Below are 10,166 nucleotides of genomic sequence, written 5' to 3'. Positions count from 1 at the left end.
CCTCGAACCAACAGGTGGGAGCACGGGACGACGATGGCCCGCGTGTTGACGCGACTTTAACAGCCGCGAAACCCAGGGACACCCGCCAATGGGTGATCTAGGTCATGGAAGCGTAACGATTTCCCAGCGCTGAGCGACATTGCAGCGGACGTCGAGCTTCGTTACAGCCGAGTAAGCGTAACCGAACGTTCAAGGTCAACCAGCCTGATGAGAGTTGCGCGACAATCACGGTTTACCACCGGTTGATGTGGGTACGACAGCGTTTTGCCTGGTCCACATCGCGCCATCTCAGTTAGTGGACGTTCACCGGTTTTCGTTCAGACGCAAAAGACCGAGGTCCCGTTCATCCCGCGCCGCATGCGGGGAGAACGGGACCTCGGCATTCATGAGGCCTTGCGGGTCCTCAGTGGGCAGCAGCCACCTTGTCCGACTCGGCGTGCTGCTTCTGGAGCAGGTCGTCCACGTCGACCAGGTCCGGGTTGTCCAGCACCTCGTTGAGGCGCTCCTTGTCGAGGCCCTTCTGCCAGGCGGCGACCACGAGCGACCCGACACCGTTGCCGATCACGTTGGTGATGGCGCGGGCCTCGGACATGAAGCGGTCGATGCCGACGATGAGCGCGATGCCGACGGCGGGGATCGCCGAGTGCGCCTCGAACGCCTGCAGCGAGGCGGCCAGCGTGACGAGGCCGGCGCCGGTGACGCCCGCCGCGCCCTTCGACGCGATCAACATGAACAGCAGCAGGCCGATCTGCACACCGAGCGACACGTCGTGACCGGTGGCCTGGGCGATGAAGATGGCGCCCATGGTCAGGTAGATGCAGGTGCCGTCGAGGTTGAACGAGTAACCGGTCGGGATGGTGAGGCCGACGACCGACTTCTGCGCGCCCGCCGCCTCCAGCTTGACCATCATGCGCGGCAGCACCGACTCCGACGACGAGGTGCCGAGCACGATGAGGATCTCGTCCTTGATGTAGCGCAGGAACTTCAGCAGGCTGAAGCCCGCGAGCCGCGCCACGATCCCGAGCACCACGATGATGAACAGCACGCACGTCAGGTAGAACGAGCCCATCAGCCACAGCAGCTTGCTGAGGATGCCGCCGCCGAACTTGCCGACGGTGTAGGCGATGCCGCCGAAGGCACCGATCGGCGCCGCGTACATGACGATCTTGATGATGCCGAACATGACCTTGGCGAGGGTGTCCATCGCGGACACGACCTTGGCGCCGCGCTCACCCATGCCCGCCACGGCGACGGCCACGAGGATCGCGACCACGAGGACCTGGATCAGCTGCCCGTCGGTGAAGGCGCTCACGAACGACTTGGGCACCAGGCTCAGGATGAAGCCGGTGACGCCGGTCTCCGCGGTCGAGGCCGACTTCAGGGTGTCCTTGGCCGCTTCGGCGTTGAGGTGGATGTCGCCGCCGTGGTGACCCGGCTGCACGATGTTGACGACGATGAGGCCGATCGCCAGCGCCACCGTGGTCATCGCGGTGAAGTAGAGGATCGTCCGCAGCGCCAGCCCGCCCGCCTTGGCGAGGTTCCCGAGCCCGGCGATGCCGACGATGATCGTCGCGAAGATGGTCGGCGCGATGACGACCTTGACGAGGTTGACGAACAGGTCGGCCAGCCACTTCATCTCGGACGCCTGTTTGGGGAACAGGAAGCCGACCGCTGCGCCCAGCACGATGGAGACCAGGACCCAGAAGTACAGGTGCCGGTAGATCGGTTTGCGGCCGGTGGTGGTGGTCGCCACGGTTCCTCCTCGAACTTCGTGTTGGGTAGGAGGGTGAGCCGCGCCACGCACAGCGACAAGCCGACACACGGAAACTTCAGACAGCTCTGACGTAACGGCTAGTCTTTCTCCGTGTCGCTCAGCCGTCGCACGCTTCTGCTAGGGGCTGCTCTCGGTCTCGCCGGGTGTACCCCGCGCAAGGTCGACGCACCCCAGGAGCTCGTGCTCGCGACAGGACCGGACGGTGCGGTGTTCCGCGAGGTCGGCGGCGCGCTGGCGGAGGCGCTGGCCGAGCAGCTGCCCGGCACCAAGGTCATCCCGCTGCCCACCGCGGCCTCCGTCGAGAACCTCAAGCTGCTCGCCTCCGGCAAGGCCCAGCTCGCCCTGTCCTCTTTGGACCCGATCGACGACCCGCAGAGCGTGCGCGCGGTCGGGCGGCTCTACGACAGCTTCATGCAGATCGCGGTGCCGGCCGGCTCGCCGATCAAGAAGTTCGGCGACCTCGCGGGTAAGCGGATCTCGTTGGGCCCCAAGGGCTCCGGCACGGAGTTCACCGGCACCCGGATGCTGAACAACTTCGGTGTGTCGGCGATGGTCGAGCTCATGGCGCACGCGGAGGCGTCACGCCGGGTCGCCGAGGGGTCGCTCGACGCGATGCTCGCGCTGACCGGCATCCCGACACCGGCGATCACCGGCCTGCGCGGCAACGTGAAGCTGGTCGACATCCCGGACGAGGCGATCGCGTTCGCCGACACGTTCCGCGGCCCGTACATCCCGGCGACGATCCCCGCGAAGACCTACGACGCGTTGCCGTCGAACAAGACGTTCGCGGTGCCGAACCTGCTGCTCGCGCACGAGTCGCTGAGCGCGGACGTCGTCGAGGTCGTGACCCGCACGGTGTTCACCGAGACCGCGCGGATCGTCGGCGGTCACCCGGAGGCGGCGCGGATCAACGTCCGCACCGGCATCGCCACCGGCATGGTGCCGCTGCACGACGGTGCCGCGAGGTGGTTCCGGTCCGTCAAGCGCTGAGAGCGACCTTCACGTCCAGGCCCGGCCCGGCGTCGTGCAGCGTGAGCGTGCCACCGGCCGACTCGATCAGCTCGGCGCAGATGGCGAGGCCCATGCCGGTGCCCGCGACGTTCTGGTGCTTGGTGGCCCGCCAGAACCGGTGCAGCGCGTGCTCGCGTTCGTCCGCGGACAGCCCGTCGCCGTTGTCGACGACGTGCAGCTCGCCGGGCTTGCCGGTGATCCGGACCTCGGTGGCGTTGGCGAGCCTGATGGCGTTGCTGACCAGCTCGTCCAGCACGCTGCCGAGCCCGCCGGGCGGTTCCTGCATGGTGAGGCCCGCCGGCACGTCGATCTCCAGGGCGACGCCCGACTTGGCCGCGAGCGCCTGCCAGGCGGGCCGGTGCGTCGCGAGCAGCTGGTCGAGCTCGACCGGTTCGGTCTTGCGCGCGCTGTCCAGGCGGGTCGCGGCGAGCAGCGTGTCGAGCACGCGGCCCATCTCCTCCGCCTCCTCGACGGCGATCTGGTGCGCCTCCCGGCCGTGCTCGCCGTCCACGTGCGGCGAGAGGTTGTCGACGGCGAGCCGCAGGCTGGCGAGCGGGTTGCGCAGCTGGTGCGACGCGTCGGCCACGAACGCCTTCTGCCTGTTCAGCGCCTTGCCGACGACGTCGACCATGGTGTTGAAGCTTCTGGCGAGCCGGCGCAGCTCAGGTGGGCCGCCGACCTCGTCCGCGCGCACGTCCAGGTTGCCCGCCGCGACCGCCGCGGTGGCCTCGTCGAGCCGGCTGACCGGCCGCAGCACCCACCGCGACATGGGCCAGGCGGCGGCGACCACGGCCAGCATCGGGGCCAGCCCGGCCAGCGCCATGAGGCCCCACTGGCGCAGGACCTCGGCGCGCAGCGCACCCGTCGGCGAGATGGTGACGACCGCGGCGACCGCCTCGCTGTCCCGTCCGACCGGCTCCACGACGACCATCGGCCCGGTGCGCCACGGCCAGCCCGAGTAGTCGGTGTCGGGCTGGATGCCGTTGAGCGCCGCGTTCAGCACCGCGACGACCGCGGGATCGGCGGTGGGGTTGAAGCCGCGGCGCGAGGTGAGCAGCACCCGCTTGTCGGCGCTGACCAGGGCGACCGGGATGTCGTAGAGCTGGTCGTAGCGCTGGATCTCGAAGTCGAGCGGGAGGAGCCGGTCCGACTGCAACGCGCTCTCGGCGAGCGAGGCGAACCGTCTCGCGTCACCGAGCCGGTCGAGGTAGGTGGTCTGGGTTTCGCGCTGCACCACCGCGGACGCCAGCGGGATGCCGAGCGCCGCGACCAGGGCGACGAGCAGCGGAACGGTGATGGCGAGCAGTCGGCGGAGCATCAGCCGCGATTGTTCCGCACCCGCCAGTGGATGTCTTCCGGAGCTTCATCACCCGGCGAGGCGGTAACCGACACCCCTGACCGTCTCGATCTTGACGTGCCCGCCGAGCTTGCCGCGCAACGCCGCGATGTGCGTGTCCAGCGTCCGCGACGGCGCCTCCCAGTGCGCCTGCCACACCTGGTCGACGATGAAGTCGCGGCTCACCACCTCGCCCGCCCTGGCCGCGAGCAGGGCGAGGAGGTCGAACTCCTTGCGCGTCAACGACAACGGCGTGCCCGCCAGCGTCACCGCACGCGTCGACGCGGAGATCTGCAGCGCGCCGACCTGGATCGGTCCCTCGCTGTCCGGCCCGGCGCGGTGCGTGCGCGTCCTGCGCAGCACGGCCTCGATGCGCGCGAGGAGCTCGGAGGTGCCGAACGGCTTCACCACGTAGTCGTCCGCGCCCGCCCGCAGCCCGAGCACGCGCTCCCGTTCCTCACCGCGCGCGGTCACCGTGATCACGGCCGTGCCGGGACGGTGCCGCAGCTCGCGCAACACGTCCAGGCCGTCGCCGTCGGGCAGGCCGAGGTCGAGCAGCACCACGTCCGCCGGAGCGGCTTTGAGGGCGTCGGCGGCCGTGGCCACCCGATGCACCTCGTAGCCGGCGTGCCGCAGCGCGGTCAGCAGGCCTCTGGCCACCCGGTCGTCATCTTCGACGACGAGCACGCGCACAGATCACTCCGGTTTGACGGACTCCGGGGAGTTGACGGACTCCGTGGAGCTCTTCTCGTCCTTCACGTCGTCGTCCGCCGCGGCGACGACCTCTTCGTCATCGGGTGCGCTGCCGGCTCGAAGCGCCGCGACGTCCTCACGCTCACCCCGCGACCGCGCCACGACGAAGTAGGCGAGCGCGCCGAGGAAGACCAGCGCCGACACGAACACGTTGACCCGCGTGCCGAAGATCAGCGTCGCCTCGTCCGAGCGCATCAGCTCGATCCAGAACCGCCCGGCCGTGTACCCGGCCACGTACAGCGCGAACGCCCGCCCGTGACCCAGCCGGAACTTGCGGTCCGCCCACACCACCAGCAGCGCGACACCGAGGTTCCACAGCAGCTCGTAGAGGAACGTCGGGTGCACGACCTGGATCGGCGTGTGGTCGATCGCCACCCCGGCCAGCGCGTCCTCGCGCCCGTCCGGCGTGACGCGGCGGTAGATCTCGAGCCCCCACGGCAACGTCGTGTCGCCGCCGTAGAGCTCCTGGTTGAAGTAGTTGCCGAGCCGCCCGATGGCCTGCGCCGTGACGATGCCCGGCGCCAGCGCGTCCGCCATCGCCGGCAGCGGGATGCCCTTGCGCCGGCACCCGACCCACGCACCCACCGCACCCAGGGCGATCGCACCCCAGATGCCCAGGCCACCGTTCCAGATCTCAAGCGCCGCGAGGGGGTTCTTCCCCGGCCCGAAGTACTTCTGGTTGTCGGTGATGACGTGGTAGAGCCGCCCACCGACGAGGCCGAACGGCACCGCCCACACGGCGATGTCGGTCACCTCGCCCTTGATGCCCCCGCGGGCGACCCAGCGGCGTTCGCCCCACCAGATGGCGACGATGATGCCGGCGATGATGCACAGCGCGTAGGCCCTGATGGGGAGCGGACCGAGGTGCCACACACCTTGGTCGGGGCTCGGGATCGTGGCCAGGACGGCGTTCAACACAGCGCCCACCGTACCGGTGGCCCCCGTGACGTCTCGCCGGGACGCTCCTTCGTTAGGGGTTCGCGACCTTGGTGAACTTCGCATGAGGTCCTGGGCGTCTGGCGTCGCCTCGCTCGTGACCAGGCGATTCGGCCGTCCGCGGTCGCGCCGCCACAGTTCACAGGCGACCTGGCATCCGTTCGCGCCCATTCCCGGTTCGCAGGCGGCAACTCACCGCAGGTCCGAACCGTCCCAGCCTCGCCCGCGCCACCCGATCCGCACCCAAGGCCGGTTCTCCCACCCGTGTGACCCAGGCCGAGCGGGCTGGTGACCTTCTTAGGGGGTTCGTGATCGCCGACCCGAGATACTCGGACGCGGGCTGTGGCGGACGCGCGAAAGGTCGGACATGACGATCCTGGTGGTCGGCGGCGGTATCGGTGGCCTGGCTGCGGCGCTCGGGCTCGCGCGGGCCGGGCACCGCGTGACGGTGCTCGAATCCGCGGCGGTGTTCGAGGAGATCGGCGCCGGCATCCAGGTCGGGCCCAACGGGTTCCGGATGCTCGACTCCCTGGGCGTGGGGGCGGTGGTGCGGTCGCGGGCCGTGCACGTGGACGAGTTGCGGCTGCGGTGCGGCGTTTCCGGCAGGCTGATCGCCCACCTGCCGATCGACGCCGGCTTTCAGCAGCGGTTCGGGACGTACGCGGTGGTGCATCGCAACGACGTGCTCACGCCGTTGCTGGATGCCTGCCAGAACGACGAGCGCATCGACCTGCGGGTCAACAGCGGGGTGGAGGGCTACGCGCAGGACGCGGACGGCGTCACGGCGGTGCTGCGGTCGGGTGAGCTCGTGCGCGGGTCGGCGTTGGTCGGGGCGGACGGGCTGCGGTCGGCGGTGCGGCGGCAGCTCGTGGGTGACGGGGATCCGCAGGTGTCCGGGCACACCACCTTCCGCGCGGTCATTCCCGCCAAGGACGTGCCGCGCGACCTCAAGGAGAACGTCGTCACGCTCTGGGCCGGGCCGCGCTACCACGTGGTCTGGTACGTCATCGCCGGTGGGCGGTACGTGAACCTCGTGGCCACGGCCGACAACGGGGCCGCCGAGCCGATGACCGGCAAGCCCGTCGAGCACGCCGATGTCGTGCGGCACTTCCGGCCGTTGTGCGACGACGCGGCGCGGATCATGGAGCTGGCCGGCGAGTGGCGGGCGTGGGTGTTGTGCGACCGAGCGCCGATCACGAACTGGCAGGACTCACGCGTCGTGCTGCTCGGCGACGCCGCCCATCCGGTCCTGCAGTACGCCGCTCAGGGGGCCTGCCAGGCGTTGGAGGACGCCGTGTGCCTCTCATCGGTGTTCGATCCGCGTGACGTGGCCGGCTCCTTTGCGCGGTACGTGTCTGTGCGCTGTGCGCGGACCGCGCGCGTCCACCACGCCTCACGGTTGATGGGGCGGGAGGTCTACCACCCGGCCGGTGACGCCGCCGCGGCCCGTGACGCGATGTTCGCCTCGTGGACTGCGGCCGACCTGCACGAACGGCTGGAGTGGCTGTACGGCTAGGAGGGCAGCTCGATCGTGACCGGGAACGGCCGCTCGAACGTCAGCACGCCGTTCTCGCTGCGCGCGATCTCGACGTACTTTCCTTCTTCCCCGAGTTCGAGCAACGTCGCCTTGGGGACGTCCTTGGCCGGATCGATGATCAGGTAGTAGGACACCCCGGCTTCGGCGTAGACCTGGCGCTTGACCACCAGGTCCTTCACCTTGGTGCTCCGGGAGATCACCTCGCCGATGAGGAGCACGTCCGCCGCCGGCACGGTCAGCCCCTTGGCCCCTCTGCGCTTCAGCACGGTGAAGTCCGGGATGAACAGCCGATCGCCGTCGAACTGGACGTTGAGTTCGATCGTGGTCTCGAATTCCTTCGGACACGCTCCACGCAACGCGTATGACGCCTCGAACACCAGACGCTGGTGCACGGCGGTCCCCAGCGGGCTCACGTAGAGCATCCCGTCAACGAGCTCGATGCGCTGACTGTTGTCCTCCGGCAACGCGAGGACGTCTTCGAGTGTCCAGGGCCCCTCGTGGTTGGGCAGCAGGTAGTCCGGCTTGGCTTCAGCTGCTGGAGCCGCCACTGGGCATCACCTCCGAAAACCGCCCGGCGAGTACCAGTGTGGCACGCCGGGCGGATAGCTGGCTTGTGCATGGCGCCACGATCGCAGGTCAGACCGACAGTCAACGGCGGTTTTGCCGCCAATCGACCCAGGTTCACTCGATCAGGTGTTCGAATCTGTGTCATCCTCTTGGAGGAGCTCCAAACCGCCGAAAAGCCGCCCGGCCCGAAGGCCGAGCGGCTCTCGAAAACCCCGTCAGACCGTGGCGGCCGCCGACCGCACGCCCTTGGCCAGGTCAGCGGTCAGCGCCCGCACCGCCGCGTCCCCACCCTCGACCACAGCCGACACGAAAGCAGAACCGACGATGACACCGTCCGCGAACCCGGCGATCTCCGCAGCCTGCGCACCGGACTTCACGCCCAGACCGACACCGACCGGGATCGACGAGTGCGCCCGCACCCGCGCGACCAGCTCAGGAGCTGCGGACGACACCACGTCACGGGCGCCGGTCACGCCCATGACCGCGGTCGCGTACAGGAAGCCGGACGACGCGCGAGCGGTCATGTCGATGCGGTCTTCCGTCGACGACGGCGCCACCAGGAAGACCCGGTCCAGTCCGTGCGCCTCGGAGGCGGCCATCCAGTCGGCGGCCTCGTCCGGCACCAGGTCGGGCGTGATGAGACCCAGCCCGCCGGCCGCGGCGAGGTCGCGGGCGAACGCGTCCACGCCGTACTTCAGCACGGGGTTCCAGTAGGTCATCACGACCGCGCGGCCGCCGGCGTCGGCCACCGCGGAGACCGCGTCGAACACGTCGCGCACCCGGAACCCGGCGGCCAGCGCCTGCTCGGCGGCGGCCTGGATCGTCGGGCCGTCCATCACGGGGTCGGAGTACGGCAGGCCGACCTCGATCAGGTCGCAGCCGGACTCGACCATCGAACGGAGGTATTCCTTGGAGCCCTGAACCGTCGGGAAACCTGCCGGCAGGTACCCGACCAGCGCCGCACGCGACTCCGCCCGCGCGCTGGTGAACACGTCAGACAGCAACGACATCAGGCCTGTCCCCCGTCAGCGAGGCCGAAGTACTTCACGGCCGTGTCCATGTCCTTGTCCCCACGACCGGAGAGGTTCACCACGAGCAAACCGTCCGGGCCCAGCGACGGCCCGAGCTTCAACGCGCCCGCCAGAGCGTGCGACGACTCGATCGCCGGGATGATGCCCTCGGTCCGCGACAGCAGCGCGAACGCCTCCATGGCCTCGGCGTCGGTCACCGGGAAGTACTCGGCCCGGCCGATGTCCTTCAGGTGCGAGTGTTCAGGGCCGACCCCGGGGTAGTCGAGACCGGCGGAGATCGAGTGCGCCTCGGTGATCTGCCCGTCCTCGTCCTGCATGACGTACGACATCGCGCCGTGCAGCGAGCCGGGCGTGCCGGCGGTGAGCGTCGCGCCGTGGCTGCCGGTCTCCACACCGGCGCCACCGGGCTCGACGCCGACCAGGCGCACGTCCGGGTCGTCGATGAACCCGTGGAAGATGCCGATGGCGTTCGACCCGCCACCGACGCACGCGACGACGGCGTCGGGCAGCCGCCCGGCCTTCTCCAGGATCTGCTCGCGCGCCTCGATGCCGATGATCCGGTGGAAGTCGCGCACCAGCAGCGGGAACGGGTGCGGGCCCGCGGCCGTGCCGAGCAGGTAGTGCGTCTCGTCGACGTTGGTGACCCAGTCGCGCAACGCCTCGTTGATCGCGTCCTTGAGCGTGCGCGAGCCGGACTTCACCGGGATGACCTCGGCGCCGAGCAGGCGCATGCGGGCCACGTTCAGCGCCTGCCGCTCGGTGTCGACCTCGCCCATGTAGACGACGCAGTCGAGGCCGAGCAGCGCGCAGGCCGTCGCGGTCGCCACGCCGTGCTGGCCCGCGCCGGTCTCCGCGATCACGCGCTTCTTGCCCATGCGCTTGGTCAGCAGCGCCTGACCGAGCACGTTGTTGATCTTGTGTGAACCGGTGTGGTTCAGGTCCTCGCGCTTGAGGAAGATCCGCGTACCGGCGTGCTCACCGAACTTCGGCGCCTCCGTCAGCAGCGACGGACGGCCGGCGAAGTCCTTCAGCAGGCGCTGGAACTCGTTCACGAAGTCCGGGTCGAGGCGCGCCTTGTCGTACTCCGCGGCCAGCTCGTCGACCGCCGCGATCAGGGCCTCCGGGACGAACCGGCCACCCCACGGGCCGAAGTGGCCACGCGCGTCGGGATCGTGCGGCGTGGGCGTGAACTGGCCCATCGGGTAACTCCTCTAACGCAGT

Annotated in this window: 9 protein-coding genes; 2 read left to right on the top strand and 7 right to left on the bottom strand. The window is 69.5% G+C overall.

Going from position 1 to position 10,166, the window contains the following annotated elements; genetic code table 11:
* Nucleotides 1–403: 403 nt before the first annotated feature.
* Nucleotides 404–1,753 (bottom strand): C4-dicarboxylate transporter DctA, encoded by a 1,350-nt coding sequence (gene dctA / locus ACWEIJ_RS18325; RefSeq protein WP_449838352.1) that lies wholly within the window; start codon nt 1,751–1,753, stop codon nt 404–406.
* A 111-nt stretch (nt 1,754–1,864) separates the two neighbouring features.
* On the opposite strand from dctA, the gene ACWEIJ_RS18320 reads away from it, so the two are divergent.
* Nucleotides 1,865–2,764, top strand: a complete 900-nt coding sequence (locus tag ACWEIJ_RS18320; RefSeq protein ID WP_449838351.1) for a TAXI family TRAP transporter solute-binding subunit — start codon at nt 1,865–1,867, stop codon at nt 2,762–2,764.
* On the opposite strand, the gene ACWEIJ_RS18315 is transcribed toward ACWEIJ_RS18320, so the two are convergent.
* The 3 genes from ACWEIJ_RS18315 to lgt are packed head-to-tail and all read right to left on the bottom strand — an operon-like array spanning nt 2,754 to nt 5,789.
* Nucleotides 2,754–4,103, bottom strand: a complete 1,350-nt coding sequence (locus ACWEIJ_RS18315) for an ATP-binding protein (protein WP_449838350.1) — start codon at nt 4,101–4,103, stop codon at nt 2,754–2,756. The genes ACWEIJ_RS18320 and ACWEIJ_RS18315 overlap by 11 nt on opposite strands.
* A 48-nt stretch (nt 4,104–4,151) precedes the next feature.
* Nucleotides 4,152–4,814: a response regulator transcription factor gene (locus ACWEIJ_RS18310; RefSeq protein ID WP_449838349.1), complete on the bottom strand. Its 663-nt coding sequence runs from the start codon at nt 4,812–4,814 to the stop codon at nt 4,152–4,154.
* Between the two features lie 3 nt (nt 4,815–4,817).
* Nucleotides 4,818–5,789 carry a prolipoprotein diacylglyceryl transferase gene (gene lgt / locus ACWEIJ_RS18305; RefSeq protein WP_449838619.1) on the bottom strand — a complete coding sequence of 324 codons (972 nt, stop codon included), beginning with the start codon at nt 5,787–5,789 and terminating at the stop codon, nt 4,818–4,820.
* Nucleotides 5,790–6,177: 388 nt separating this feature from the next.
* On the opposite strand from lgt, the gene ACWEIJ_RS18300 reads away from it, so the two are divergent.
* A complete protein-coding gene (locus ACWEIJ_RS18300) occupies nt 6,178–7,326 on the top strand; it encodes an FAD-dependent monooxygenase (protein ID WP_449838348.1) in 1,149 nt (382 codons plus the stop codon).
* On the opposite strand, the gene ACWEIJ_RS18295 is transcribed toward ACWEIJ_RS18300, so the two are convergent.
* The 3 genes from ACWEIJ_RS18295 to trpB form a co-directional block, all read right to left on the bottom strand.
* Nucleotides 7,323–7,895, bottom strand: a complete 573-nt coding sequence (locus ACWEIJ_RS18295) for a Uma2 family endonuclease (protein WP_449838347.1) — start codon at nt 7,893–7,895, stop codon at nt 7,323–7,325. The two genes, ACWEIJ_RS18300 and ACWEIJ_RS18295, sit on opposite strands and share 4 nt — an antisense overlap.
* A 234-nt stretch (nt 7,896–8,129) precedes the next feature.
* Entirely contained in the window at nt 8,130–8,924 is a 795-nt protein-coding gene (gene trpA / locus ACWEIJ_RS18290; protein ID WP_449838346.1) for a tryptophan synthase subunit alpha, read from the bottom strand.
* On the bottom strand, nt 8,924–10,144 hold the full coding sequence (gene trpB, locus ACWEIJ_RS18285) for a tryptophan synthase subunit beta (RefSeq protein WP_449838345.1): 1,221 nt from the start codon (nt 10,142–10,144) through the stop codon (nt 8,924–8,926). Before trpB ends, trpA begins: the two co-directional genes overlap by 1 nt.
* Nucleotides 10,145–10,166 lie beyond the last annotated feature (22 nt).

Source organism: Lentzea sp. NPDC004789, from assembly GCF_053601075.1.
This window is presented reverse-complemented; position numbering and strand designations above follow the sequence as displayed.